Origin of the sequence: Steroidobacter agaridevorans (genome assembly GCF_009932555.1) — a bacterium.
GTDB classification, from domain to species: Bacteria; Pseudomonadota; Gammaproteobacteria; order Steroidobacterales; family Steroidobacteraceae; genus Steroidobacter; species Steroidobacter agaridevorans.
In genome coordinates this window covers 392,541-418,881 of the sequence record NZ_BLJO01000002.1, presented here as the reverse complement: position 1 = coordinate 418,881, position 26,341 = coordinate 392,541, and the positions used below count along the sequence as shown (strand labels likewise).

The 26,341-nt window shown below is 62.7% G+C and carries 19 protein-coding genes; 4 read left to right on the top strand and 15 right to left on the bottom strand.

Going from position 1 to position 26,341, the window contains the following annotated elements:
* Window positions 1-17 precede the first annotated feature (17 nt).
* From GYH35_RS08700 to GYH35_RS08670, 7 genes are all read right to left on the bottom strand, one after another.
* Window positions 18-1,088 carry an alpha/beta hydrolase gene (locus GYH35_RS08700; protein WP_161828193.1) on the bottom strand — a complete coding sequence of 357 codons (1,071 nt, stop codon included), beginning with the start codon at window positions 1,086-1,088 and terminating at the stop codon, window positions 18-20.
* Complete coding sequence (locus GYH35_RS08695) at window positions 1,085-1,942, bottom strand: MerR family transcriptional regulator (protein ID WP_161828192.1); 858 nt, start codon at window positions 1,940-1,942, stop codon at window positions 1,085-1,087. Before GYH35_RS08695 ends, GYH35_RS08700 begins: the two co-directional genes overlap by 4 nt.
* 64 nt (window positions 1,943-2,006) lie before the next feature.
* On the bottom strand, window positions 2,007-3,524 hold the full coding sequence (locus GYH35_RS08690; protein WP_161828191.1) for an MFS transporter: 1,518 nt from the start codon (window positions 3,522-3,524) through the stop codon (window positions 2,007-2,009).
* A 5-nt stretch (window positions 3,525-3,529) separates the two neighbouring features.
* A complete protein-coding gene (gene bglB, locus GYH35_RS08685; protein WP_161814952.1) occupies window positions 3,530-4,636 on the bottom strand; it encodes a beta-galactosidase BglB in 1,107 nt (368 codons plus the stop codon).
* 12 nt (window positions 4,637-4,648) lie between these two features.
* Window positions 4,649-4,972 carry an L-rhamnose mutarotase gene (locus tag GYH35_RS08680; protein WP_161828190.1) on the bottom strand — a complete coding sequence of 108 codons (324 nt, stop codon included), beginning with the start codon at window positions 4,970-4,972 and terminating at the stop codon, window positions 4,649-4,651.
* 3 nt (window positions 4,973-4,975) lie between these two features.
* Window positions 4,976-6,526, bottom strand: coding sequence for an alpha-N-arabinofuranosidase (locus GYH35_RS08675; protein WP_161828189.1), 1,551 nt, complete (start codon window positions 6,524-6,526; stop codon window positions 4,976-4,978).
* Between the two features lie 94 nt (window positions 6,527-6,620).
* Window positions 6,621-9,398 (bottom strand): TonB-dependent receptor, encoded by a 2,778-nt coding sequence (locus GYH35_RS08670; RefSeq protein ID WP_161828188.1) that lies wholly within the window; start codon window positions 9,396-9,398, stop codon window positions 6,621-6,623.
* A gap of 267 nt (window positions 9,399-9,665) precedes the next feature.
* Here GYH35_RS08670 and GYH35_RS08665 point away from each other — a divergent pair, with 267 nt between their 5' ends.
* Window positions 9,666-12,413, top strand: coding sequence for an exo-rhamnogalacturonan lyase family protein (locus GYH35_RS08665; RefSeq protein WP_161828187.1), 2,748 nt, complete (start codon window positions 9,666-9,668; stop codon window positions 12,411-12,413).
* A 48-nt stretch (window positions 12,414-12,461) separates the two neighbouring features.
* On the opposite strand, the gene GYH35_RS08660 is transcribed toward GYH35_RS08665, so the two are convergent.
* The gene (locus tag GYH35_RS08660) at window positions 12,462-13,745 is read right to left on the bottom strand and encodes a PQQ-dependent sugar dehydrogenase (protein ID WP_161828186.1); all 1,284 of its coding nucleotides are present in this window, start codon (window positions 13,743-13,745) and stop codon (window positions 12,462-12,464) included.
* A 98-nt stretch (window positions 13,746-13,843) separates the two neighbouring features.
* Between GYH35_RS08660 and GYH35_RS08655 the strand changes: the two genes are divergently transcribed.
* On the top strand, window positions 13,844-15,940 hold the full coding sequence (locus GYH35_RS08655) for a spermidine synthase (protein WP_161828185.1): 2,097 nt from the start codon (window positions 13,844-13,846) through the stop codon (window positions 15,938-15,940).
* On the opposite strand, the gene GYH35_RS08650 is transcribed toward GYH35_RS08655, so the two are convergent.
* The 7 genes from GYH35_RS08650 to zwf all read right to left on the bottom strand — a co-directional run bounded on the left by GYH35_RS08650 (window position 15,933) and on the right by zwf (window position 24,600).
* Window positions 15,933-16,901 (bottom strand): ATP-grasp domain-containing protein, encoded by a 969-nt coding sequence (locus tag GYH35_RS08650; RefSeq protein ID WP_202624171.1) that lies wholly within the window; start codon window positions 16,899-16,901, stop codon window positions 15,933-15,935. The genes GYH35_RS08655 and GYH35_RS08650 overlap by 8 nt on opposite strands.
* 172 nt (window positions 16,902-17,073) lie before the next feature.
* A complete protein-coding gene (locus tag GYH35_RS08645) occupies window positions 17,074-17,823 on the bottom strand; it encodes a BON domain-containing protein (RefSeq protein ID WP_161814958.1) in 750 nt (249 codons plus the stop codon).
* A 77-nt stretch (window positions 17,824-17,900) separates the two neighbouring features.
* Window positions 17,901-19,076 carry a glycosyltransferase family 4 protein gene (locus GYH35_RS08640; protein WP_161828183.1) on the bottom strand — a complete coding sequence of 392 codons (1,176 nt, stop codon included), beginning with the start codon at window positions 19,074-19,076 and terminating at the stop codon, window positions 17,901-17,903.
* Window positions 19,077-19,079: 3 nt separating this feature from the next.
* Complete coding sequence (locus GYH35_RS08635; protein ID WP_161814960.1) at window positions 19,080-20,231, bottom strand: DegT/DnrJ/EryC1/StrS family aminotransferase; 1,152 nt, start codon at window positions 20,229-20,231, stop codon at window positions 19,080-19,082.
* 148 nt (window positions 20,232-20,379) lie between these two features.
* A complete protein-coding gene (locus GYH35_RS08630) occupies window positions 20,380-21,357 on the bottom strand; it encodes a glycosyltransferase family 2 protein (RefSeq protein ID WP_161828182.1) in 978 nt (325 codons plus the stop codon).
* A 69-nt stretch (window positions 21,358-21,426) separates the two neighbouring features.
* A complete protein-coding gene (locus GYH35_RS08625; RefSeq protein WP_161828181.1) occupies window positions 21,427-23,025 on the bottom strand; it encodes an amidase in 1,599 nt (532 codons plus the stop codon).
* 111 nt (window positions 23,026-23,136) lie between these two features.
* Window positions 23,137-24,600, bottom strand: coding sequence for a glucose-6-phosphate dehydrogenase (gene zwf, locus GYH35_RS08620; protein WP_161828180.1), 1,464 nt, complete (start codon window positions 24,598-24,600; stop codon window positions 23,137-23,139).
* A 187-nt stretch (window positions 24,601-24,787) separates the two neighbouring features.
* Here zwf and GYH35_RS08615 point away from each other — a divergent pair, with 187 nt between their 5' ends.
* Together GYH35_RS08615 and tfpZ are read left to right on the top strand one after the other, a co-directional pair.
* Window positions 24,788-25,297, top strand: a complete 510-nt coding sequence (locus tag GYH35_RS08615) for a hypothetical protein (protein WP_161814964.1) — start codon at window positions 24,788-24,790, stop codon at window positions 25,295-25,297.
* A gap of 72 nt (window positions 25,298-25,369) precedes the next feature.
* Window positions 25,370-26,125: a TfpX/TfpZ family type IV pilin accessory protein gene (gene tfpZ / locus GYH35_RS08610; RefSeq protein WP_161814965.1), complete on the top strand. Its 756-nt coding sequence runs from the start codon at window positions 25,370-25,372 to the stop codon at window positions 26,123-26,125.
* The last annotated feature ends 216 nt before the right edge of the window (window positions 26,126-26,341 follow it).

Here is a 26,341-nt window from a genome sequence, read left to right as displayed (position 1 = left end):
ATGCTCTCTTGGGGCGCTTAGCTTGGCGAGCCCAGGATTTTCTTCAGCCACTCCAGCATCACACTGACCGCCGGCTCTGGATTCACCTGTCCCTCCTTTTCCGCAAACGCCGCCGTCGCGTTCGGATACTGCGCGAAGTGATGGTTCATGCGCGGGATCTCGGCGAAGGTGCCACGGCCTGGTGACTTTGCGTTGGCGATGCGTGCGATGAGTAAGGTAGCGTCGCGAGATTCGAACCAATCGTATTCGCCGTAGAGAGCGAGTACCGGCGCGTCTACCTTTGACCACGCGGCGGCCCAGTCGGCCTGCTGAGCCTGTTGGTGGAAAGCGAAGGGGCGGCCGTAGTGATCGTTCGCAGTCGTGCCGACGATGCGAGGCCAGACGGCGCCGAGCGTCGCGTCGGCAGCGGCGATCTGGGCGGGTGTCTGGCGATGAATCAGGTAGCGATCGAAGAACTGCAGACGCAGCGTCATCTCGCGCGCGAGCTGATCGGGTGGCGAGCCCTTCAGCTCCAGCGCATTGCGTTCGAACTTCAACATGCGCTCCGCCCAAGTCGTGGCGCCGGCGCCCCAGATCATCACGCCGGCGACAGGTTGGTTGGCGGCGAGGAGCGGGGCGTACGTGCCGCCGATGCTGCCCCCGAAGATCACGATGCGTTTGGGATCGACGTCATCCCGCAGTCGCAGTTGTTCCAGAGCTTGGCGATGATCGTCGAGCTCCGTGTCGTAATCCATCGTTGCGCAATTGCCTTCACTCGCGCCGACGCCGCGCTTTTCCGTTCTCCACACCAGTGCATTCGAGCGCCGGACGACTTCTTTCAGCATGGCGGACCAGCCGTCGCGCGGGTTGTCCGAGATCGCGATGGTGTCGCAGGAGAGCCATTGCACGAACAGAATCGCAGGCAGCCGACCGGTCGCAGCCGCAGGTTTCGTGACGATTGTTTGTAGCTTCACGCCATCGCGGAGCGTAAGCGTTCCATAGGATGTATCGATATTCGGATGCGTCTCGCGCATCTCGTCGGCGATTGCGCTCCGATGAGCCAGGAGCGCGGCGGTGACTAACAGTGCTGCAATGATTCGACAGGTCATACCGGCGTCTCCTGTGATGAGTTCGGCACCACGGGCGCCTGCAGCTCAGTAACGAAATCTGCGCTGCGTTTCGCCAGCACCGCAGCCGGCAGGGAGTAGCCGATCTGGTCCGCGCCGTAGCGGTGATAGATCTCGCGCAGCGGCCCAGCCAGGCGCATGCCGCTGCGGCTCATCCATTCGAGCAGCTGAGAATAGGCGAGTGGCGTCTGCTCATAAGGGCCGTGATAGGTGACCGACGCGCTTGCTTCACAACGCGGCAGCAGATGCGTGCTGAGCTTTGTGACGCTGTGCTTCACCGGAATGCAGATCTCGACGTCTACATCCTGTTCACGGTAATCCGGGTCATGAAAGATCGTGAACGGACTGGCGGGGCCGCGCGCGTGCTCGGCCGCTACAACGGACTCGGCCTCTTCGAACAGCCGCTGCATCGGCGCACCGAAATGAGGAACGCGTTCGCGCACCGAGTACACTTCGATCGCCGGTGAGTCTCTCAGCAACACGGGCGGTTGATTTGCAGGACCTCGTGGATCGAGCGTCGTCCGCAAGGCTTCCAGCCGACGCAAACGCGCCTGATCGGCGGCGATGCTCTCGGCAAGTTCCTGCTGGCGCGTCTCCAGCGTCGCAGCCAAAGATCGGGCATCCGCGCGCAGCAGTTCATGGATTTGCTCGAGGGAGAAGCCGAGATCCCTCAACAGCAGGATGCGGTGGAGCGTCTGCAGTTGCGAAGCGTCGTAGTAGCGATAGCCGCTGTGCCGGTCCACATGGCTCGGCTGCAACAGCCCTGCCTCATCGTAGTGATGCAGGGTCTTTATCGTGACCCGCGCCAGCCGCGAGAAATCGCCGATCCGGAACATGACCGCCTCGAAACTGCCAGGCGGCTAGCTTGCACCCTGACGTAGCAGGAGAGTCAACGGTTTTCTAAAGCGTGGCCGCCGCGTCAGGCTGCTGCGCATCGCCTTTGCGCGGCCGCCCCCAAAGCTCCTCGTAGCGCCAGCCGGTGAGATCTTCGACGATCCGTCGGCTTTCGGCGTCGGGTACAGGATCGGGTTCCTGCTTGAACCGGACGATCTCCCGCATCAGTACCGCATGCGTGTCGCGATCGAGCCTGAAGCGCAGAGACACGATCCAACCGAACGCGAGCAGAGTCAGCGTCCCCAGGGCCAGCATCAGCACGATGGTCTGCACGGCCTCAGCCGATTGAGTCGTGTTCCCGGAAATGAATCCGCCGGCCTGCAGCACGAAGCCGACGCCCATGACCGCCGCGGCCTGCGATGTCTTGCGAATGAACGTCATGACGCCTGCGAACGCGCCTTCACGACGGCGGCCAGTGACGATCTCATCGACATCGGCCATGTAGTTATAGGTATTCCAGGGAATGTAATTGAGCCCGCCGCGGCCCAAGCCCGCGAGCAACACGGGCGCGTAAATCCACCACGTCGGCACGGGGTGCATCTGATAGAGCGCGACGAAACCCAACACGGAGGCGGCGTACAAACTGACTGCGATCCGATACGACGGCGCCGGATGCAGCCGCAGGCACATCGGAATGAACACGGCCACGGCGAGCAACTGGGCGAATGCCATCGTTCCCATCATGTTCGACGCCATGACGACACTGCCGCCGATGGCGAACACGATGAAGTAGGTGAACACGGCATTGAAGATGTCCTGGCTGATGTAGCCGCCGAGGTACATGCCGAGGTGCAGCCGAAACGCGCGAATCCGCAGCGTGGCGATCAGATCGGAGTAGAGCTGCGTCAGCCGCCGCAGCGGCGACTGATCGCCATGATCCACAGCGATGCTTTCGATCTCCTCGCGTGGCCGCTCCCAGGTGAACGTGAACACGATCAGCGCGACCAGCATGAAGATCACCGAGAAGATCACGCCGAGATAGAAGAACGTCTCGGCCGAGCTCTTGCCGAACGCCTCGATGATGCGGCCGGGCAGAACGCCAGCCAGGATCGCAGCAACCTGGCCGCATAGAATGCGAGCGCCGGCGAATTTCGCTTTGACCTTGTAGTCCGGCGACATCTCCGCGGCCAGCGTTTCGTATGGAATCAGCTCCATCGCGTACACGACCTCGAAGAACACGTAGGTGACGAGGTAGTACCAGAAGCTCATGCCGTCGATCCACATCAGCGCGAAGCTCGGCAGCAGCGGCACGGCCAGCAAGACAAAGAACCGCCGACGGCCGAAGCGCCGGCCGAGGGCGGTGCGATGGAAATGATCGGAGATGTAGCCGATCAGCGGGCTGACCACGGCATCGAAGAGCCGCGCGATCGCGAAGATCGCGGCGGCTTGCACGGCGGTAAGGCCACAAAAGGTCGTATAGAAGAACAGGATCCAGCCACTGATGACCGACATCGCCCCGGCGCCGAGGAAATCATTGCTCCCGTAGGCGAGGTAGTGGCCGAATCGAACCGTGCGGGTGGCCATGGCGATCAGATACGTGTGCGCAGGTATTCACCCAGGCACAGCATGGCCATGGCCTGGCCATAGGGCATGGGCGTCAGCGGGATCTTGCGATAGAAGTCCAGGTCCGAGCCCATGGCGGTGCCGAAAGAAACATTGCGCAGCTCGCCGGTATCGCTGATGTTCTCGAGCACGCCCGCGACGGCGCGCAGGGCAGTGTCCAGATATTTCTCGGGCAGGTAGCGCCGGCGGACTGCTTTCAAAATGCCGTAGGCGAAACCGGCCGTCGCGGAGGCTTCCAGGTAAGACGAGGGGTCATCGATCAGCGTGTGCCACAGCCCGCTCGCATCCTGATGTTTCTGCAGCGTGCGGACTTGGGCTTTCAATGTATCGATCAGGAACTCGCGCAGCGCGTCGCCCGGCTGCAGGTTCAACATCTCGATGAACTCGGGAATCGCGATGGTGACCCAGCAATTGCCGCGCGCCCACAGCGCCTCGGCGAAGTTGTGCCGGCCGTCGAACGTCCAGCCGTGAAACCACAAACCCGTGCGACGATCGTAAAGATACTTGATGTGGATCAGGAACTGCCGGCGCGCTTCTTCCAGATACTGAGGGCGACCCAATACCTGACCGATGCGCGCCAGCGGCAGCACGCACATCATCAGCGTGTCATCCCACAACTGCTGCGGATTCTCGGAATTGAAAACGATGTGTTGCAGACCGTCCTCTTCGGTGCGAGGCATGTCGTGCATGACCCACTCGGCCCAGGTGTCCAGGTAGGGCACATAGGTCGGATCGCGGTACTGCTCGTAAAGATTGGCCAGCGTCAGGAACGGCGCCATGGTGTTGACGTTCTTGGTCGGCGTGCCGGCGGCGAAGCGATCGCGGAACCAGTCCTTGATGATTTGCAGGCAGCGCGGCTCGCCGGTGAGCTGGAAATACTGCTGAATGCCGTACAGCCCGATGCCGTGCGTCCACTCCCAATCGTTCCAGCCCTTGGTGTCGATGACGCGGCCGTCGTCGAGCCGCAGCAGGAATTCGCCGGAGGAATCTTTCAGGTCGACCAGATTGGAAATCAGCAGCTGGACGGTGCGATGCAGGCGTGCCGTGTCGTAATCGCGAAGCTGAACGGGCATGAAACGTTACCTTCAATCCAAATGAAACATGGGCACGAGGGGCCACTCGCGCGGTCGCAGATCGGGCTCGGTCTCCATCAGCTCCGCCATGTACAGCCACCAGCGTTTCATCACGGGATGCTCGGGCAGCTCTTCACGGCGATGCCCCGGGCGCAGCTTGAGCACCGCGAACAGTTGCAGCGTTTTCGGGTCGAGGAAAATGGAATAGTCGTAGATCCCCGCCTCACGCAGCGTTTCGGCCAGCTCCGGCCACAGCTCGTCGTGGCGCCGCCGGTATTCGTCGACTCTGCCAGGCTTCAGCTGCATGCGGAAGGCGATGGTATTGGGTTTGCTCATGAGTTACCTCTGACTCAATACGAGCAGCGCTTTCGCGGGCACCTCGAGCTGCAGCCGATCGCCGCGAGCCCGTGGGACTTTGAATGGAGCCGGGCGCACGGCATCGGGCGCCTCGAAGGTATTGATCGCATCGGTGCTGGCGGCGGTCAAGATCTGCCCTTGTAGCGCCTTGATCGTCTGGCCCGGCAAGCGCAGCTCGACCGTGGCGGCCCGATGAGGGTCCAGATTCGTGAGCGCGATATGCAGGGCACCGGCTTGATCTCGCGCGGCTGTGGCATGCACGGCCGGAACACTCTCAGCGTCAAGCTTGTACTCGGCCGTCGATACTTCCACCGGAACATGAGTGGCACCTCGGAATGGCTTGTACAGGGCGAAGGCGTGATAAGTCGCGGTCTTCACCATCTTCGGCCCGTCGGTGAGAATCATGGCCTGGAGCACGTTCACCATCTGCGCGATGTTCGTCATGCGCACGCGCGCCGCGTGACGATGGAAGATGTTGAAGTTGATCGCCGCGACCAGTGCGTCGCGCAGGCTGTTCTGCTGATACAGGAAGCCCTCGTTGGTGCCGGGCTCGACGTCATACCAGGTGCCCCATTCGTCAACCAGGAGCGCGACGCGCCGCTGCGGGTCGTAGCGATCCATGATCTTGCCGTGGTTGGTCAGGATCTCGTCCATGCGCAGCGTGCGCTTGAACGTCGACATCCACTCGGACTCGGGGAAGCGGGTGGCAGCGCCTTTGTCCTTCCACTCGCCACGCGGCAAGGTGTAGTAGTGCACGCTGATGGCATCCATGTGCTTGCCGGCCTCGCGCATCAGCACTTCGGTCCATTCTGTGTTGCTGCCGTTTGCACCGCTCGCGATGCGCTGAGGCTTGTTATCACGCGGAGTCTTGATGAAGGTCGCGTATTGGCGGTACAGATCTGCGTAGAACTCGGGCCGCATGTTGCCGCCGCAGCCCCAGGTCTCGTTGCCGACCGCGAAGTAGTGCAGGCGCCAGGGCTTGTCGCGACCGTTCGCGCGACGCAGTTGCGCCAGCGTCGAGTTGTTGTCGGCGGTCATGTATTCGACCCACTCGGCCATCTCCTGCACGGAGCCGGTGCCGACGTTGCCATTCACATAGACTTCGGCGCCGATCATTTCGGCGAAGTCCATGAACTCATGCGTGCCGAAGGCGTTGTCATCGACGACTCCGCCCCAGGTCGTGTTGATGCGCGTCGGCCGCTGATTGCGCGGACCGATGCCGTCACGCCAGTGATATTCATCGGCGAAGCAGCCACCGGGCCAGCGCAGCACCGGCACTCCCAGCTCCTTCAGGGCCGCCACGACGTCGTTGCGTATGCCGCGAGTGTTGGGAATCGGCGAGCTCTCGCCGACCCAGACGCCTTCATAGACGCCGCGGCCCAGATGCTCCGCGAACTGGCCATAGATGCCTGGATCGATCACGCTGCCGGGCCGATCGGTTTGCACCGTCACGCTGGCTCGAAGCGACTCCGCCTGGGCGGCGGAAAAGGAAACAACGGACGACAGCAACAGGGCCGATAAACGAATGGTCATGTCTCTGGCTTTTCCATGAGGCCGTAAATCGGTTGCGAGACGGCGCGCAGCCACGAAAGGGGGCTGTCATGCTGCGCGCCGCCTCGAACCGCACTCACAATCGCGCTCGCACTCCGAGAAAGTAGCGCGATCCGTAAGTCTCGTTCGCGATTCGTCGTAGTGCAGTGTTGTGCTCGATGCGCTGGTCGTTCAGCACATTGATCGCTTCGAGGAACACCGTGAACTGCGGCAGGATGTTGTAGTTCAGGGAAGCGTCGAGCGAGCCGAAGTCTTCGTTGAACTCGGGCAGCCCGCCGCGGCCCGATGCGCTGGCCAGCCATTTCTCGCGCCAGTTGTAGGAAGCGCGAGCGCCGAAGCGCTCGTTCTCGAAGTACAGGGAGTAGTTGTAGCTGAGCCGGGACAGCCCGGGGAAGGGCAGTATTTCGCCGGTGATGATGTTCGGACCCTTGAACCCTTCGTCCTTCTGATAGGTCACGTTGGCGAGCGCACCGAAGCCATTGAACGGTTGCGGCAGGAAGTCGAAGGCGTATTGAGCGCCGGCCTCGATGCCGTTGATGGTGACATCGTCGCCGCCGTTGATCGGGAAGGCCACCGTGTATCGCCTGACAGTGCCGGTCCCATCGTCGGCTTCCTCCGTAACGGACGTGTTGATGACGAACTCGGAAATCTCCTTGCGGAAAGCGGTCGCGGAGAGGAAGCCGTCCCGCGAGAAGTACCACTCGAGACCGAGGTCGTATTGAAGCGCTTCATACGGTTTCAGTGCAGGATTGCCGCGAGAACCGCTGAGGCCGACATTGTCCAGCGAGCGACGGAATGCCAGCTGGCTCGGGTTCGGCCGTGCGAGTACTTTGCCCGCCGTCATGCGTCCGACCAGGTCATCCCGCAGGTCGAAGCGCAGATTCAGCGAGGGCAGCCATTTGCTGTAACCGCCGTCGCGCGAGGCGCGCGGAAATTCCACATCGCCGGGGCCATGTTTGATGCGGTTGTATCCTGAAGACAGCGTGTCGGTGTCGACGTAGCGCACGCCCAGCGTGCCGCTGATGGGAATGGCCAGGCCGTCGAACTTGAACGAGCCTTGCACATACGCGGCGTTGGTTTTTTCCTCGACCTCCCAGGTATCCAGATAATTCTGGAAGCTGTTGTTGGTCTCGGTGTTGGGATTGAATGCATGCGGGTCGATGTTGCCCAGGCCGCTCGCGGCGATGGTCGCGTCGTAGGTGGGGTCGCCGTTGTCGTTCCAATAGCGGATCCCACCGAAGCCCAGATCGCCGGTCTCGAAGAAGCGGATGTCATTGACGCCCGAGTTGGAATTGATGATGTCCTGAATCACCGACTGCGGAACGGCGATGCTGAGGGTCGAGCCGCTGCTGCGGATGCCCGTGCGGCTGGTCAGCTGAATCGTGCGCTGGAACAGAATGCTGTCCATGGTCAGCTCGCGCACTTCGACGCCGGTTTTGATCGACGTCAACCAGTTGCTCTCGGGCAGATATTCCACGTTGAATTGCGCACTGGTCTCTTCCTGAGAGTTGGTCCTGGGATTGAACACGGCGGTGAGATTGTTCACCGCATCGGCCGTGGTGGTGTCGATGCCGGGGAACGTGAAGTTCGGCGCGCCTTCGCTGTTGTTGTAGTCGACGATGGCGCGCGGCACGCCGAAGATGGTGGCCACGGAGTTCTTTTCGTCGTTCTGCACTTCGGCCGACGCGTAGGTCACGCGGCCATCGAGCTTGAACGAACCCAGGTTCCACTCGCCACCGAACGCTGTCGTGTACTGCTCGCGCTCGAGGGAGCCGCCAATGTTGCGATAGGCAAGATCGGTCTGGAAATCCGGGTGGGGAATCACTTCCAGGTGCGTCACGGTATTGTCCGGTCCGACCACGCTGTTTTCGTAATCGATCAGACCGCTCGCGGCGCTGAGCTGCATGAGCATGCTGCTCACCTGTTCCCTGGCCTTGGCGTAGCTGCCTTCGGCGAATACTTTCATCGTATCGGAAGGCGCCCATTCGACGATGCCCAGGAAGGCGGGCCGTTTGGTCTCGCGCCGCTCGAGCGAATAGCGCGGGATCTCTGGAATCCAATCGAGCGTGCCGTCGCCATTCACATCGGTGCCGCGTCCGGGCGTGGCGCCGAGACCCGTTGGAGCCGGTGCTCGACGCAGCCAGCCGGTGGTACGCGCGTTGTGACTGTTGAGATGCCGCTCTTCGTAGGTTGCCGCGCCCAAAACGCCGAGCGTGTTGTTCAAGAACGTGCGGCTGCCGATGATGGCGAACTTCGGGTCGTACTCCTTGGCGAGGTCGCTGTAGACCATTTGGGTCGAGCCCGCGAGATACGGCTCGGTGCTGTCCAACGGACGACGCGTGATCACGCGCACCGTGCCGCCGATGCCGCCTTCGGTCATCTCCGGCGTTGAAGACTTGAACACTTCCAGGCGGGAGACGAACTCGACCGGCAGATCGCGGAAGTCGACATCACGACCGCCGGCGACCGTGACCGAGAGGGCGGTGACGCCATTGATCTCGACCCGGTTCAGTCCAGGCTCGGCGCCGCGGATGCTGACGCCACGGCCTTCGCCGTCCTGTCGGCTGATCTGCACGCCCGTGATGCGTTGGAGCGCTTCACCCAGATTCTTGTCCGGAAAGTCGCCGATGTCCTCGGCCGAGATTGCATCGACGACCTGGATCGATTCGCGCTTGACCTCGAGCGAGGAGCGCAAGCCTGCGCGGATGCCGGTAACGACGACTTCTTCGAGCTCTGCCGGCTCGGCACTGAGTGCCGCTGTCGACCATCCCTGTAAGAACAACACGGAGGTGGCCACTGCCCACGGCGCGCGCGTTGCAGAGCGCTGGCCGCGATATCCCAAGATATTCGCCATCAGTCCCCCAAATCACGTTCATTTCTGGTCGCCGGGCGCTGCCTGCGAGCGCGCCCAGCGGTGCTTTAATCATTCAGGACGCGGCCGTGACACCGGTAACAATCCGGAACGACGGCCAGCCGCCCGTTGCTAATATTTGCGCTAGTTTGATCGAATTTGCAATCATTTGTCAGAGAAATCGTCTTTGCGACGCAAAAGATCGGGCGTATTGATCAATTTCAATCGCGACCGGGGCTCAAGATCGAGCAAGGCCAAATGGGGGAATGAATGACGAAGGGAATTTCGCGGCGGCACTTCATTGCCGGCAGCGCGCTCGCGCCGGCAGCGTTCAGCGGCGCATCCAACTCACAGACGACGACGCGGGCTTCGACGACCGTGCTCACCGAGCAAACATACGCGAAGGGAGCGTGGTGTCATTGGCTCGACGACCGCGTACCGGATGTCGCGACCGGTGCAACGTGGGGCATGCCCTGGCCGCGGAGCAAACATTCGCCGCGAACGCAGTTCTCCTTGCGTGACCGCGAGGGCAATCGCGTGCCGCTGCAGACCTGGCCGCTCGCATATTGGCCCGACGGTTCGCTGAAGTGGACGGCCCATGCTGTTGCGGCCAATGTGACTTCGACAAGCACGGCCTTTCAAATCGAACCGGGTCAGAAGGGACCTGCGCCTTCGACCGCGCTCAAGGTCAAGGAGGAGGCAGGCGCCATCGAGATCGACACTGGAGTCATCACCTGCCGGGTTGCGCGTTCCGGAAGATCCTGCATCGACTCGATCCGTCGCGGCGACAGGGAGTTGCTCAACGACGGTCGCCTGATCGCGATTCGCCAGAATCTGTTGCCGGAGGAGCAGCCCGACGGCGCCTTCGAACAGCAAACCTTCGAGTCGCTGATCGAATCGGCCGAAATCGAACAGCAGGGGCCGGTGCGCGCGGTGATCAAGATCTCCGGCCGGCATGGACGCCTGAACGGACGTCTTTGGTTGCCATTCACGGTGCGGCTGTATTTCTATGCGGGTGGCGACGATGTGCGCGTGATTCATACGTTCGTGTACGACGGCGTCGAATCGCGGGATTTCATTCGAGGCATCGGCCTGCGATTCAATGTGCCGCTGGTGGATGCTCTTCACAATCGACACGTTCGTTTCGTCGGCGAGAACGATGGCGTGTTCGGCGAGGCGGTGCGAGGCCTGACCGGTCTGCGCCGCGATCCTGGCGCCGCTGCTCGCGAGGCGCAAATCGCAGGCCGAGAAGTGACGTCGATCGAGCCGAGAGTCGCAGGCGGGCTCGAGTTGATTCCGGCGTTCGGCGACTGGACCTTGCTGCAGACGACGGCGGATTCGTTCCAAATCCGCAAGCGCACGGCCGCACGGCATGCATGGCTCGATTCAAGTCGCGGTCGTCGCGCGTCCGGGTTGGGATATCTCGGGGGACCGAGCGGCGGCGTGGCGTTCGGCATCCGCAATTTCTGGGAGAGTCATCCAGCCCAGTTGGACATTCGAGAGGCCCGCGCCGAGCAGGCCGAAGTCACGATGTGGCTGTGGGCGCCGGACGCGCCGCCGATGGATCTGCGCTTCTATCACGACGGTCTGGGCCAGGACACGCATGAGCAGCAGCTCGAAGGTCTCAATATCACTTACGAGGATTACGAGCCGGGCTTCGGCACGCCGAGCGGCGTCGCGCGCACCAGCGAAATGCGATTGTGGATGCTTGAAGCGACGCCCGAGCGCGAGCGTCTCGCTCAGCTTGCAGAGGCAGTGCGCACGCCGGCGGTGATGGTCGCTGTGCCACAAACGGTGCATCGGGCCGGTGTCTTCGGTCGCACGTTCTCACTGCCGGATCGAGCGGCAGCGAAGCAGGCGCGGATCGAGGAGCAGTTGGATTGGTTGTTTGATTTCTACGAGAAGCAGCGCGATCAACACAGCTGGTATGGCTTCTGGAACTTCGGCGACGTCATGCACACCTACGACTCGGACCGCCACACCTGGCGCTACGACGTCGGCGGGTACGCGTGGGATAACTCGGAGCTGTCGACGGATATCTGGCTTTGGCTGTACTTCCTGCGTACCGGCCGCCCTGACGTCTATCGATTCGCGGAGGCGATGACGCGCCACACCGGCGAGGTCGATGTTCATCACTTGGGCAAGTTCGCGCCGCTCGGCTCGCGACACAATGTGATGCATTGGGGTTGCAGCGCCAAGCAGTTGCGCATCAGCACGGCGTTGAATCGCCGCTATTACTACTTCCTGACGGCGGATGAGCGTGTTGGCGATCTGTTACGCGAGCAGTTGGAGGCCGCGCGCACGCTGCGCACCGTGGTCCCCGAGCGGAAGTTGCCGGAGGCGCAGGACCGGCAACGCGAGACTGCCAACGGTGACTATGCGCGACTCGGCTTCGGAACAGACTGGGGCTCGATTGCCGGCGCGTGGCTGACGGAGTGGGAGAGAACGGGCTCGCGCCAGATGCGCGATCGGCTCGTCGCGAGCATGCGCTCGATTGGCTCGCAGCCGCAAGGATTCTTCACCGGCGGCGGACGCATGAACCTGGACACCGGCGCGTTCGATATCGCCAAAGACAAAGCGCTCAATGTTTCTCACCTGAGCGCCGCCTTCGGCTTGCCGGAAGTGTGTGCGGAATTGATCGAGTTGCTGAAGGTTCCGGAGTTCGAGCGTGCCTGGGTGCAATACTGCGCGCTGTACAACGCGTCTCCGGCGCAGCAGAAGGCGGAGCTGGGCGAGAGTTTCGGCGAAATGAACCTGGGGCAGGGGCACTCGCGACTGACGGCGTATGCGGCCAACATGAAACGAGATCCGGAGCTCGCTCGCCGCGCGTGGCAGGAGTTTTACGCTGGGCGCGCCGGATTCAAAGCCGATCAGCGATTTGAGACCAAGCTAATCGGCGGCCCGGCGGTGATGAATCCGGTGGATGAGGCCGCGTGGGTGTCGACCAACGAGGCTGCGCAGTGGGGCTTGGCGGCGATCGAGTGTTTGGCGTTCGCCGCTGAGGGACTGTCCAGTTGACGCTCTGAGGATCGCATGCTTGATGCACGCGATCCTCATTACGAGCGATCAGCTCTTCCGCCCAATCCTCAGCAACTCGCCATCGGCTGCTTCAGTCACAACGTAGACCGCGCCATCCGGTCCCTGCTTCACGTCGCGGATGCGGCGGCCGCGATCTTGCAGCAGCCATTCTTCGCCGACGACCTTGCCGTCCTGCAGTTGCAGGCGGACCAGCTTGGTGCTGGCCATGCCGCCGACGAAGATGTTGCCTTGCCATTCGGGGAAGATGCCGCCGTCGTAGAACATCATGCCGGAGGGCGCGATGACCGGATCCCAGTAATACACCGGCTGCTCGAGACCTTCCTTCGCGGTGATGCCTTCACCGATTTTCGGGCCCGCATATTCGATGCCGTAGGTGATGACGGGCCAGCCGTAGTTCAGACCCGCTTGCGGCTGATTCAACTCGTCGCCGCCGCGCGGGCCGTGTTCGATGGTCCACAGCTTGCCTTGTGAATCCAGCGTTGCGGCCTGGATGTTGCGATGGCCGTACGACCAGATCTCCGGCTTGGCCTCGCTGCGGCCGACGAACGGATTGTCGCTCGGCACGCTGCCATCGGGATTGAGGCGCACCACCTTGCCGAAGTGGCTGTTCAAATCCTGCGACTGCACGCGAGTTTCGGGCAACGAGCGCTCGCCGAGCGCCAGGAACAATTTGCCATCGGGCGCGAACACGATGCGCGAGCCGAAGTGCAGCTTCGATTCCCACGTCGGCATCTGGCGGAAGATCACTTGCACCTTCTCGACGCTGCTGTCGTCCGCCGACAACACGCCCTTGGCGAGTGCGGTGCCGTTGCCGCCTTCGCGCGGCTCCGCGTAGCTCCAGTAGATCGTGCGATTGGTGGCGAACTGCGGGTCGAGCGCCACGTCGAGCAGGCCGCCCTGGCCTTCGAAATAAACCTTGGGCAGTCCTTTCAAAGGCGCGGAGATCTTGCCGTCCTTGCCGACGATGCGCAGATTGCCCTGGCGCTCCGTGACCAGGATGCGCTGATCCGGCAGGAATTCGAACGCCCAGGCGCCGTTCAGACCCTTCGCGACTTCCGAGATATCCAGAGCAAACTCGCTCTTGAGGCCCGGAGCGCGAGTCTGGCCGGCGAACGCGGGCTTGAAGTCCTCGCCATTCGGAGGACGCGTTTCGAGCGCTGCGCCAGCGCCCGCAGTCGAAGCAGATGCGGTGGAGGCGGCGCTCGCGTCCGCTGCCGGCGGCGTGGCTTCGCGCGAGCAGGCGGCACACAAGGCCAACAGCGACAGAGTGGCCGCCTTCAGCAGCGATGAATGCTGGTACGTCGGGTGCATACGATGTCTCGCAATGTCTCGATTGGAAGGATGAGTCATGTTGCGGAGTATATGCGTTATCCTCGGAAGTTATGAGCGCCCAGTCATCCGCAGAACTGATGCCCGACGCACGGGCACGCTGGACACCGCTATACGCCGCTACTGTGATCGTCGGCGCGTGTCTGTTGTTCCTGGTTCAACCGCTGATCGCGAAAATCATTCTGCCCTGGTTCGGCGGGAGCTCCGCCGTCTGGAGCGCGGCCCTGGTCTTCTTCCAGGCGTGCGTGCTGGGCGGATACAGCTATGCCCATTGGCTCAGCACCCTGTCGCCCCGACGGCAAAGTCTGATTCATGCCGCGTTGCTGATCGTCAGCTGCCTGACGATGCCCATCCTGCCCTCGGAAGCCTTGCGGCCGGACGGGACGGGCGATCCCGCGCTACAAATCTTGTTGCTGCTGACAGTGACGGTCGGTCTGCCCTCGCTGATGCTGAGCTCGACCAGCCCCTTGCTGCAGGTCTGGTACATGCGCCGGACCGGCAGCGAGCCGCCGTACTGGCTGTTCGCGTGGTCCAACGCAGGTTCGCTGCTGGCGTTGCTCAGTTTCCCGCTGTTGCTGGAGCCGGCATTCACCTCTCGCACGCTGGCGATGGGATGGAGCGCACTGTTCGTCGGGTTCTGCGTGCTCTGCATCGGCATCGCCTACTTGAACAGCAAACAACCGCTCTCCGAAGCGGCGGCGTCGAGCGAGGCTGTCGACAAGGCCCGCGCTTCCGCGCCGACGGTGGGGCGAATGGTCTTGTGGGCGCTGTTATCGGCGTGCGCCTCCGGACTGCTCGTCAGCGTCTCGGCGAATCTGAGCGCGAACGTCGCACCGATTCCGTTGTTGTGGGTGGTGCCGCTGGCGCTGTATCTGCTCACGTTCATTCTGGCGTTCAGCCATCACCGCATCTATCACCCGACCTGGTATTTTCCTCTGGTGGCGCTGTCGCTCGGCGGCCTGGCGTACCTGTACACACAGCGCCTGGAAAACTGGCCGATCCAATACGTCGTGCCGGCGTATCTGGCGAGCCTGTTCGTGATCTGCATGGCGTGTCACGGCGAGTTGGTGATGCGACGGCCAGCCGGAGCGTATCTCACGCGCTTCTATTTGTTGGTCTCGCTTGGCGGCGTGCTGGGTGGCGCGTTCGTCGGATTGATCGCTCCGAATATATTCGACACCTACGTCGAGTTGCCGCTGCTGCTGGTGCTGATCGCCGAGCTGTACGTGATGCTGCAGTGGTATCGGCGTGGTTCGCTACGAACGCTGTTGCTGATCCGGGTGGTGATGGTCCTTGGCGTCCTCATGCTCATGGGAGAGCTGCTGCGTTCGGAGCTGGAGGATCGCCGGCAAAGCGTGCTGGTGCGCAGAAACTTCTATGGCGTGTTGAGCGTGCAGGACGATCCGATCTCCTATGAGCTCGCTCGTCGATACTTGATTCACGGCACGATCAGCCACGGCTATCAATATCTGCACGAAGAGTTGCGTCGCGTACCCTCGTCCTATTTCTCGAAACATTCGGGCGTCGGGCTCGCCTTGACGGCGCTGCAGTCGCAAGGGCCGGTGCGGATGGGCGTGGTCGGCCTGGGAGTGGGGGTGTTGTCGGGCTACGTGCGGAAGGGCGACTACGCGCGGCTGTATGAAATCAATCCGCAAGTGCTCGAGCTTGCCGACTCACACTTTACGTTTCTGCCGGAGGCGAGGAAGGCCGGTGACGTGGAGGTGCTGCTCGGGGATGCTCGCTTGACGCTCGAACGTCAGCCGCCGCAAGGCTTCGACCTGCTCGCCATCGATGCCTTTTCGAGCGACGCCATCCCGACGCATCTGCTGACGCGCGAAGCATTCGAGCTGTACTTCAAACATTTGCAGCCGGACGGCGTGCTCGCCGTGCACATCTCGAACCGATATATCGATCTGGTGCCCGTGTGCGCCCGATCCGCGCAGTACGTGAATCGATCGGCCCGAGTCGTGCGCAGTATCAACGACGGCACCTACGACACCAGCATCTGGGTCATCGTCACCTCGAATGAGGCATTGCTGGCGCGACCCGAATTCGGCAACGCGGACACGTACGAGGCAACCGCGCCCGAGTCATTCGCCGGGTGGTCGGATCAATACAGCAGCGTCTGGCCACTGATGCATCTTCGGGGAACTGCGCACGCAACGACGGCTAAGTAGGCTCGCGCACCGTTGTCGGCGGGGGACGATTGTCGAGCCGCACGGCATTACGCAGCGAGTCGAGCAGCCGCTGCCAGGACGTGCGACGACGGCTGCTGGTCGGCAATCCGAGCCGATCTCGCATGGCGCTGAAGATCGCATCGGGCACGCTGATGCGACAGGCCTTCTCCAACCCTTGGAAGCCGGGCGAGGAGTTGGCCTCGCAGATCCGATAGCCATCGGCGTCGAGCAGGATGTCGACGCCAGCCACATCGAGGCCTAGCGTGCTCGCGACGCGAACGGCGAGCTCCGCCATGTCCGGCGGCGGCTCGAACGCCGAGCCCACACCGCCCAATGAGATGTTCGATTTGAAGCTGCCATCGGTGGAGCGGCGCTCCATCGCGGCGACGGCGCGACCGTTGATCACCAGCACGCGCACGTCGCGGCCGTGACTTGCTTTCACATACTCCTGGAAGATGAAGTCCGCGCTCGACTGCGCGCCATCGAGCAGAGTGGCGAGATCGTTGAACTGTTCGCGATTCGCACACAACAACACGCCATTGCCGCGCGTACCACGCAAAGTTTTCACGACGACGGGAAAGCCCAGCTCGCGCTCGATCACGTTCACGTCGACCGGAAATTTACCCAGGATGGTTTTGGGAATCGGCAGGCCTGCGCCGGACAGGATTTGCAAAGTTTGCAGCTTGTCGGCGACCGCTTCGACCGCAGCCGGGCCGTTCACCATCGCGATGCCTTGACGCTCGAAATGGCGCAGCACCGCCAGCGTGAAATAACTGGTCTCGCTGCCGGTGCGAGGAATGATCAGGTCGGGCTTGGCGAGCTTGCGGCCCTGATACACCGCCGACCAGCCTTCGGTGGAATCGACGATGAGCTCGAAATCGCGGGGATTGAGCACGTCGAGGCGGATGCCCGCCTGCGCGGCGGACTGCTGGAAGCGGAACACTTCTGCTGCTTCGGGCACGTCGCGACGGAGTTCCCGATGAAAGAGAAGCCAGCAATGCATGCGACGGTCCTCGTCGTTGAGGTCAACAAACTCGCATGCTGCCCGCGCTGGCGTGGCATGTCCATTTCAGAGCGGTTACAAAGTGCCTGGCCGCGGCGCGCGTTCCATGCGCGCCGCCGTGACGACGGGCTCAGCGAATCTGACCACCCATGCGAGTGGATTGATATCCCGTGGCTTGCGTTCCAGTGGACTGCGTCCCCTGTGTCTCGCTGACGACGCGGATGCTGTTGATCACATCGCGCACGCCGGGCAAGTGTTCGACCAAGTCTTCCGCATGGCGCTTCTGCATACGCGAAGTCACGGTGCCGGTCAGCATCACTTCGCGATCGTTCACGGTGACTTCGATGTCGCTGGCGTCGATGTGATCGTCGTCAGTGAGGCACTGACACACATCGTCTCGGATTCGTTCGTCGGAGCGACGATAGCCGCGGGGTCCTCGGCCACTGAACTGACCGCGAATTTGATCGGGTGCGTACGGATCGAACGAGCGGCCACCGTACACCAGATCGTCGAACTCCTGGCTGTCCGTGTCGCGGCGCCATTTGGTCGTCGGCAGCCCGGCCTTGGAGCCGAAATAATCATAGTCATATTCGGAGCCGGCGCGGGTCAGCGGATGCTCGCCGTAGAACGGATTGCGGCTGGAGCCGCCGTATTCGTTCTCGCCCGCTTCTCTGAAGCGCCCGTAGCCAGGCCCACTATATGAATTTTCCCAGCGATCGTTGAAGCGACGACGCTCGTCGTCGTAATCCCGATGCTGGTCCGCGCCGAAACGGGCCTCGGAGTCTTCGTGCCACGATTCTCGCGACAGTGGATCCAGCGGATAGCGAGGGTGCTCGTCGCGCTCGCGGCGGCCGCCTCGAAAAAAGTCTCTCAGTGCCATGGTCGTGTCCTCGCGCTTCGGTGATTTTCCGACGGCTGCGTGTCCAGGCGCAGCTAGCAAGGAACAAACGGGTCGGCTTACCTGCGGTTCCTTGCGGAATGGCGCAGGAGCACGCTGTCATATATTTCTTTCAGCTGGGCGGCGCTGATGCGCTCGTCGAAATTTCGCACGACGTGTTCGCGGCCTCGCGCGGCCTGCGCCTGCAATGCCTGCACATCGTCGAGCGCTGCCGACATGGTCGCGCTCAGTGCGGCCACCGAGTCTTCCTGGGCGAAGGTCAAGTAGGGCGTCGCGCCGTTCGACTCATAAGACTTGAGCCGATTCGTCAGCACCGGCACGCCGCACGCGAGGCTTTCCAGAAAGGTCACGGGGAACGCGTCCATCTGGGGAAAATTCACCATGAAGTCGGCGGCGACGAACAATCCAGGCTGGCGCTCGTAGGGCATGCCGCCCACCCAGCGTATGCGCTGTTCGATGGCGAGCGAGCGCGTCAGCTGTTGCAGCGAGCGCAGCGAGGTGCCGACGCTGTGACCGAATATTCGCATGATCAGATAGGAACGCTGGCGGGCAGCCGCCGGCATGCGCGCGAAGGCTTCGATGATCTCGGCGGGTCGATAAATCGCACCGAGTTGTCTGCCTGACAGGAAAACGAGGGCGTCGGGCTCGATCTGAAATCGTTGCCGCCACTCGGCGCGCTCCTTCGGGAGGTCGGGCTGGAACAGCTGCGTGTCGATGCCGATCGGCAGCGATGCAACGGGGACTTCCATACCGGCCAGCTCGTTCGCGACCGCGGCGCTGTCGTCGCAATCGACGATGAGCAGATCGAGCTCACGAAGCACGGCGCCGATGCGCTGACGCGCAGGGTTCGTAGGTGACATTCGCAGAGGCACGTTCAAGTCGCTGCCCCAGGCGAAGGCCACCAAGGGACGTCCGCCCGCCAGACTCACGTCGATCACGCGCTCATCCACCCACTGGATATGACACAGATCCGCGTTCGCCGAGCGCAACAGCGGCTCGAGACGGCGCTTGTGCAAGAAGGAGAGCGCCCGGGTTGTCAGCAGAGGATCGAGCCGCCGCATGCGTCGCGGATATGTGCGCTGGTCGACGCCCGGAATAGGAGGCGACTGGAAGCCGCTGTGTTCGACCAGCGTCACGTCGCAGCCTGCGAGCTGCAGGAGCCGCAGATAACGCCTGCAATGGATATGCATCTGGCCGCCCTGTCCAAAGGGGGCGGCAAACAGAGCGACCTTCATGCGTTATTCGATCGCGCGCAGGATTTGGGTGATCTCATCGACATGCTCGGTGCTCAGTCCCGGGTGCAATGGCAAAGTGATCGCGCGGTTCGCGAACTGATGGGTCAATTCCAGCCGCTCGGGGAAGCGATCGCGGAAGCCGCTGAACTCCAGGATGGACGGATAATGCATGCTCGTCTGTATGCGGGCCTCGCGCAGCGCATGCACCGCCTTCGCCCGCGTCTCGGGCGAGTCCGCCACCGCGACCATCAAGTGCCCCGAGGAATGCTCGATCCGATCGGCGTACACCATCAGCCAGCGCTCGGCGCCTTGCAGTCCTTCGCGATAACGCTTCAATAGTTGTCGGCGCCGCTCGTTCCCCGGCAGCAGCTTGGCGAGTTGCGCGCGCCCCAGGGCCGCATGTACCTCGTCGAGACGATAGTTGAAACCCGCCAACGCAATGTCGTAGGAACCAGGGCGGCCATGATGGCGCTCCCAGGAAGAGCGCGTCATGCCATGACTGCGCATCATTTGAATGCGCTCGCTGAGATCGTCGCGGTTCGTCACCAGCATGCCGCCTTCGCCGCACGCCAGATTCTTGTTCGCATAAAATGAAAACGTCCCGAGATCGCCGATGCTGCCGGCCATGAGGCCGTGCGGCTCGCGACCCTGCGGATCGTGATAGGCGGCGCCCACCGCGTGGCACGAGTCCTCGATCAATGCCAGCCCATGCCGCTTGCACAGTTCGACCAGCTCGGCCATGCGGGCAAGATTGCCGCCATAGTGCATGGGAATGATGGCCTTGGTGCGCGGCGTGATGAGCCGCTCGACATGCGCCGGATCGAGGGTCGGCTCGGCGAGGCTGCATATATCCGCAAACACGGGGACGGCGCGGGCGAGCAGCGTCATGTTGGCGGAGGCGACGAAATTGATCGCGGGCTGGATGACTTCATCGCCCGGGCCGATGCCAATCGCATGCATCGCTAAATGCAGGGCGGCGGTCGCGCTGGACACGGCATACGCGTGACGCGCCGACTGCATTTGCGCGAACTCACGTTCGAACGCCTGCACTTCGGGGCCCATCGATAGCCATTTGCTGGCGATGACGCGTTGCGCGGCATCCGCTTCCTCGATTCCATAGTCCAGCACGGACAACGGAACGCGCCACTCAGTCAAGTTTAGATACTCCCGTGCCTTGCCGCCGGTCAGTTCACGCGTGCCGGCACTATTGTTTGCAAAATTGAGGCATCCGCCGCCTATGCAAACGTTCAACTCGGGATTTTGTTTCGTAGGTCGTGAGGAATTTGAGACGGCTGAACGAAAATTACTTCGCCAGGCCCTGTGGCAACGCCGCGAACAGACGTAACGAGCCTTTGAACTTGCGCAGTCCCGAGCCGGGAAACTGGAAGGTATCCTTATAAGTGCGCAGGCCGGCACGCACCTGGCCTCGTTTCATCAAAGACAGCGCCGCGTCGATGTGAGCTTTGATCAGACGTTCCTGGTATGGGGCCAGGTCGCGGTCTCGAGTGACATGCGGCGCGAGTGCTTTCAGGCCACCGAGTTTGGGAACCGCAAGGTCCGGGGCAGCTTGGCCGCTCGGCTGACGCACGATCGCCAGGACTTCATCGGTGAACACGACCATGCCTCGCATGAAAGCCTGCAGGGCGAAGCTCGTGTCGGCGCCTTGCCCGAGGGCGGGCTCGAAGCGCAGGTTCTCGATCGCGCTCCGGCGGAACATCATCACCTGCAGATAGGCTGGAATGTCGCTGCAGCTCACCAATGCGCCGAACGCTCGTTCCTTCGGAATGCGACCGTGCGCATTCGGGGCGTCTCGCAGCAGCACCGGCCGCTTGATCTCGGGATAGAGCTGGAATTGATCGCCGAGCATCTTGCCGGTCGAGTCATCGAGGTGGACGAAATTGCTGAAGGCGCAGGCGATGCCGGGATCTTCGGCGAGATAGTCGTGCATGCGCTCGGCGAAGGAGGGACTCCAGCGGTCGCCGGCATACAGAAAGGTGACGAAGTCGCCGCGAGCGGCATCGAGGCCGGCATTGCAGGCGCTGGCCATGCCTTCATGCGGCCGGCGGAGGTACTGGATCCGGCGGTTCTTGTAGCCGCCCACCACGTTGGCCGTGTCATCGCTCGAGCCGTCGTCGACGACGATGATCTGCTCGATCGGCAAGGTCTGCTCGAGGATCGAATCGAGCGCCTCGGCGATCCGCTGGCCGCCGTTGTAGCTGGGCACGATGACGCTGATCGAAGCGGGGGAGCGGCGGGTCGATGTGGGTTCGGGCGTTGCCATGCGGCGTATTCTACCTGCACGGCGGTGCAGGCATCGGCGGCAGCGAGAACTGCCGCCGATCGAAAGGCACTAGAGCGACGGCAGCGCCGGGGCGAATGCCTTCTGCTCGGTCTCGATCGTTGGCGTGAATTTCGGCGTGATGCGCGCCTTCGCGCGCTGCTCGAATGCATAACCCGCCGAGAGCAGCACGTCTTCGGACCACGGCGCGCCGATGAAGGACATTCCCAGCGGCAAGCCTTTCAGCTCACCCATGGGAACCGTGAGGTGCGGATAGCCCGCCACGGCGGGCAGGGAAGTGAACGAACCCGGAGAGCGAGTGCCATTGATCGAATCGACGCGCGGCGCGACGCCGGTGCTCGGGGCGACAATCAAATCCAGCTTGTTTTCGGCCAGCATTTTCATGATGCCCTGAACGCCCGCCAGACGCTTGCCATCGGCGCGCGCGGTCATGTACTTCGCATCGGTCAGGGGCGGCATGCCGTTGGCCTTCTCGAACGTGTCCTGACCGAACAGCGCGAGCTCCGCCGGCGTCTTCTTGTTGAACTCGATCAGCTGCTCCAGCGAGCGCACCGGGATCTTGGCGGGCGAGCCTGCCAGGTAGGCCGTCAGGTCCGCCTTGAATTCAGCATGCAGCACCATGTCTTCGGCTGCGTCGACGCCGGGCAGGTCCGGCATCTCGATCTCGATCAGCGTGGCGCCGGCTTCCTTCAGATGATCGAGCGCCCGCTCATACACGGGCGTGATATAGGCGTTTCGACCGGGCTCGAAACGCAGCACCCCGATGCGCTTGCCATTCAGCGCCGTCGGCACGAGGCCCTTGGTGTAATCGGACTTGGCGCAACCGGCGGACGGCGGATCGCAAGCGGGCGCGTCGCCCACCAGCGCGGCGAGCAGCAACGCGGCGTCTTTCACGTTGGTCGTCATCGGACCTGCGGTGTCCTGGCTGTGCGCGATCGGAATGATGTGCTTGCCGGAGAGCAGGCCCAACGTCGGCTTCAGTCCGACGATGCCGTTCATTGCCGACGGGCAGATGATGGAGCCGTCGGTTTCCGTGCCGACGGCGACTGGCGCGAGGCCCGCGGCGACGGCGGCGCCACTGCCAGCGCTCGAACCGCAAGGCGTGCGATCGAGCACGTGCGGATTCTTGGTCAGACCGCCAACCGCGCTCCAGCCGCTGGTCGAGCTGCGGGAACGGAAGTTTGCCCATTCGCTCAAGTTGGTCTTGCCGAGGATGATGGCGCCGGCCGCACGCAGGTTGGCGGCAATCGGAGCATCGCGCTTGGTCAAGTTGTTGACCAACGCCAGGGAACCCGCGGTCGTCGGCATCGGATCGGCGGACTCGATGTTGTCCTTTAGAAGCACGGGGATGCCGTGCAGGGGACCGCGCGGACCTTTGGTCTGCAGCTCTTTATCGAGCGCACGGGCCTGCTTGAGCGCGTCGGGATTGATTGCGATGACGGAGCGCAGTTGCGGACCGTTTCGGTCGATGGCCTCGATCCGTCGCGTGAACGCCTCGACCAGTTCGACCGACGTGGTCTTGCGTGCGTCGAGATCGGCGCGCAGCTCACTCAACGTACGTGTGTCGGGATCGTCGGCCGCATGCGCGGCGCCGGCTGCCGCCGCCAACGTTGCCACCACCGCCCAGAAGCTCCCCTTCATCGACAGCATTATTGGTTTCCATCGGCGCCAGATTGGCTATGGCGGGCAGGTATATCCAACCTGCGGCTCAGCGACAAGGAGCAGCGAGCCCGCCGGGAGGCTGCGCTTCTTGTATACAGATCAACTGCCCAACTTGTCCGGATCGCGCCAGACGCGCTCGAACGGCAAGCGCCAGGCGCGTGGCGCGATCAGTTGGTGGATGGCATTCGGTCCCCAGGAGCCTTGCGGATAAGGCCGGATGGGCGGCGGATGCTCCAGCAGCCCGGTCGAGAGCGCCCACAGCCGCTCGATGCCTTCGGCGGTCGTGAACAACGTGCGATCGCCGCGCATCGCATCCAGGATCAAACGTTCGTAAGCTTCCAGCACTTCGCCGATCAGGCCGGTGTCGCGCATGGCGAATTGCAGACTGAGCTTGTCGAGGCGCATGCCCGGACCCGGGCGCTTGCCATAGAACGACAATGACATCTTGGACTGGTCGGCCAGGTCGAAGGTGAGATGATCCGGGCCGCGCTCGCCAATGCCGGAGCCGGCCGGAAACATGCTCTTCGGCGGCTCGCGAAACGCAATCGAGATGATGCGCTGGCCTTCGGCCATGCGCTTGCCGGTGCGCAGATAGAACGGCACGCCGGCCCAGCGCCAGTTGTCGATCACGCACTTCAAGGCGATGAAGGTTTCGGTGTCCGACTGCGGATTCACGCCTTCCTCGGAGCGATATCCCGCGTACTGGCCGCGCACCACATCGCCAGGCTGAATCGGGCACAGGCTGCGAAAGACTTTGTATTTCTCCTCGCTGATCGGAATCGGCTCGAGCGAAGTCGGCGGCTCCATGGCGACGAAGGCAAGGATCTGAAACAAGTGAGTGACGACCATGTCGCGGAACGCACCGGTCGCCTCATAAAACGCGGCGCGCGTTGCCAGCCCGATGCTTTCGGGCACATCGATCTGAATGTGGTCGATGAAGTTGCGGTTCCAGATCGGCTCGAACAGGCCGTTGGCGAAACGGAACGCGAGAATGTTCTGCGCCGGCTCCTTGCCGAGAAAATGATCGATACGAAAAATCTGATCTTCCTTGAACACCTCGTGCAGATGGCTGTTCAGATTCACGGCGCTGGCGAGATCCACGCCGAACGGCTTCTCCATGACGATGCGTGAGCGCTCGACCAGCCTGGCCTCACCGAGCATGCGCACGGCCGACAGCGCCGCATTCGGCGGTACGCTCAGATAGTGCAGCCGGCGGCTTTCGCCAGTGAAGGTAGTCTCGGCTTTTTCGACCGCCGCCTTGAGCGCCGCGGCGCCGGCGCTCAGCGGCACGTAATCCAGGCTGTTTGCAAAGTCCTGCCATTCCGAATCGGCGACCGGCCGCGCCGAGAACTGGGTCAGCGCCTCCCGCGCCAGTTCGCGAAAACCGTCGGGGCTCAACTCATCGAGCGAGACGCCGACGATGCGGCAGCCGGGAATGAAGCCGACACTGGTCAGATGAAACAGGCCGGGCAGCAGCTTGCGCCGCGCCAGGTCGCCGGTTGCGCCGAATAGCACCACGACTTGGGGAAACCGCGGGCCGACGCCAGGGGGAATCTTCGCCATCGAGCGCATCCGATACTCACTTCAGCGCGCAGCATAGCTCAGACCCGGCAACAGGCTGATCGCCACATGCCGTAGCCGGATCCGCCCTCGGATTGGCCGCAGACATTTGCCGGCCGATTCGCTAGATTGCTCGCATAATGGCAAGAACAAGCGGCCGACGCGCCGTAGGACACAAGGGGACAGAACGATGACGCGCAATCGCGCTGTTTACGCCATTTTGTGGGGCGGCCTGGTCGCCGGCGCCATCGATATCACCTACGCGATCGGCTTCTCGGCCACGCGCGGTGTGCCGCCGATGCGCCTGCTCCAGTCGGTCGCGAGCGGCTTGTTGGGCTCGCCTGCGTTTCAAGGCGGTGTGGCCACCGCGATTCTCGGCTTCGTGTTGCACTTCGTTCTCATGCTGATCATCGCGGCGATCTATTACTTCGCCAGCACCCGGTTGCGGTTCCTGGTGACGCACCCGATCGGGTGGGGGGCGTTGTACGGATTTCTCGTTTACTGGGTCATGAACCTGGTGGTGCTGCCGCTGTCGGCGTTTCCCAGCCAGGTCAAATTCGTGCCCATCCTGCTCATCACCAGTCTGATCGTGCACGCCTTCGGCATCGGCGTGCCGATTGCGATTGCGAGCAGCAAGGCTCAGGCGGCGACGGGCGCCGGCCCCAGCCCCGGGATGAATCGGGACCAGCCGGCGATGTGATCCATCGCACACACCGCTGGCCTGCCGCTTTGGATAATTTGCGAGTCTCGTGTCGTTGGAGCTGTGGGTCCCATGATCGTCTGGCGCGAAAAGTTTCGTGCGTTGCTGCTGCATTTCCTGGTCACGGCGGCGGTGGCTGCCGTGGCCGCGGCGGTGATCTTCTTCGTCTGGTTTCCGGATCCCTTCCAGGCCATGATGGGAGGCACCAAGCTGTTCCTGCTGATCAGCGCCTGCGATCTGGCGCTCGGTCCGCTCATCTCGCTGGTCATCTACAACAGCAAGAAGTCGCGACGCGAGCTGATCACCGACTACAGCATCGTCGGCGCCGTGCAGCTCGCGGCGCTCGTCTACGGCGTGCTGTCCATTGCCGATGCGCGTCCTGTCTACGTGGCCTTCGTGGGCACTCGTTTCGAAGTCGTGGCCGCCAGCGACCTCACGGATGAAAATCTGCAGGCGGGCAGAGATCCGTATCGGACCCGTCCGAAGTGGGGGCCCGAGTTGATCGCCACCCAAATGCCGACGGACGTCAAAGAACGTAACGATCTGTTGTTCTCGGCGTTGGCCGGCAAGGACATCCAGGCGCAGCCGCGCTACTACGTGCCTTACGAGACGGCCAAGGAAGAGCTCAAGCGGCGCGCTCAGCCGATGGAGGCGCTCTACAAGCATCATCCCGAGGCCAAACAACTGGTCCAGGCTGCCAAACTCGCCGTGCCAGAGTCGGAGTTGCGCTGGTTGCCGATCCAGGGCCGGGGGTTCTGGACCGTGCTGCTGGATGCGAACGGCGGGCCGCCGCTGGCTTATCTGCCGCTCGACCCGTACGACTCGTAACCCCAATCGATTCGTTATCTATTAATACGATGTTACCGCGGTGACCGGGCCGCCGACGGTGTATTCCGCCGGCACTTCCGGTTTCCCGCGGGATTCCCCCGGCCGCGCTCTTTGGGGCGCGCAGCCTTTCGGTTGCAGCGCCTGCTGCGCAGGTGACTCAGTCGCAACCGCTTCGTGACTGATCCGTTGACCGTCCTGGTCATAGATTGCATCCGC

Bases quoted from the DNA above. Each gene is read 5' to 3' on its own strand.
- GYH35_RS08660 (WP_161828186.1), bottom strand. From the start codon at position 13,745: ATGCACCCGACGTACCAGCATTCATCGCTGCTGAAGGCGGCCACTCTG.
- GYH35_RS08690 (WP_161828191.1), bottom strand. From the start codon at position 3,524: ATGGCCACCCGCACGGTTCGATTCGGCCACTACCTCGCCTACGGGAGC.
- GYH35_RS08645 (WP_161814958.1), bottom strand. From the start codon at position 17,823: ATGGCACTGAGAGACTTTTTTCGAGGCGGCCGCCGCGAGCGCGACGAG.
- GYH35_RS08675 (WP_161828189.1), bottom strand. From the start codon at position 6,526: ATGACCATTCGTTTATCGGCCCTGTTGCTGTCGTCCGTTGTTTCCTTT.
- GYH35_RS08655 (WP_161828185.1), top strand. From the start codon at position 13,844: ATGCCCGACGCACGGGCACGCTGGACACCGCTATACGCCGCTACTGTG.
- GYH35_RS08625 (WP_161828181.1), bottom strand. From the start codon at position 23,025: ATGCTGTCGATGAAGGGGAGCTTCTGGGCGGTGGTGGCAACGTTGGCG.
- bglB (WP_161814952.1), bottom strand. From the start codon at position 4,636: ATGCCCGTTCAGCTTCGCGATTACGACACGGCACGCCTGCATCGCACC.
- tfpZ (WP_161814965.1), top strand. From the start codon at position 25,370: ATGATCGTCTGGCGCGAAAAGTTTCGTGCGTTGCTGCTGCATTTCCTG.
- GYH35_RS08670 (WP_161828188.1), bottom strand. From the start codon at position 9,398: ATGGCGAATATCTTGGGATATCGCGGCCAGCGCTCTGCAACGCGCGCG.
- GYH35_RS08615 (WP_161814964.1), top strand. From the start codon at position 24,788: ATGACGCGCAATCGCGCTGTTTACGCCATTTTGTGGGGCGGCCTGGTC.
- GYH35_RS08665 (WP_161828187.1), top strand. From the start codon at position 9,666: ATGACGAAGGGAATTTCGCGGCGGCACTTCATTGCCGGCAGCGCGCTC.
- GYH35_RS08680 (WP_161828190.1), bottom strand. From the start codon at position 4,972: ATGAGCAAACCCAATACCATCGCCTTCCGCATGCAGCTGAAGCCTGGC.
- zwf (WP_161828180.1), bottom strand. From the start codon at position 24,600: ATGGCGAAGATTCCCCCTGGCGTCGGCCCGCGGTTTCCCCAAGTCGTG.
- GYH35_RS08630 (WP_161828182.1), bottom strand. From the start codon at position 21,357: ATGGCAACGCCCGAACCCACATCGACCCGCCGCTCCCCCGCTTCGATC.
- GYH35_RS08640 (WP_161828183.1), bottom strand. From the start codon at position 19,076: ATGAAGGTCGCTCTGTTTGCCGCCCCCTTTGGACAGGGCGGCCAGATG.
- GYH35_RS08695 (WP_161828192.1), bottom strand. From the start codon at position 1,942: ATGTTCCGGATCGGCGATTTCTCGCGGCTGGCGCGGGTCACGATAAAG.
- GYH35_RS08700 (WP_161828193.1), bottom strand. From the start codon at position 1,088: ATGACCTGTCGAATCATTGCAGCACTGTTAGTCACCGCCGCGCTCCTG.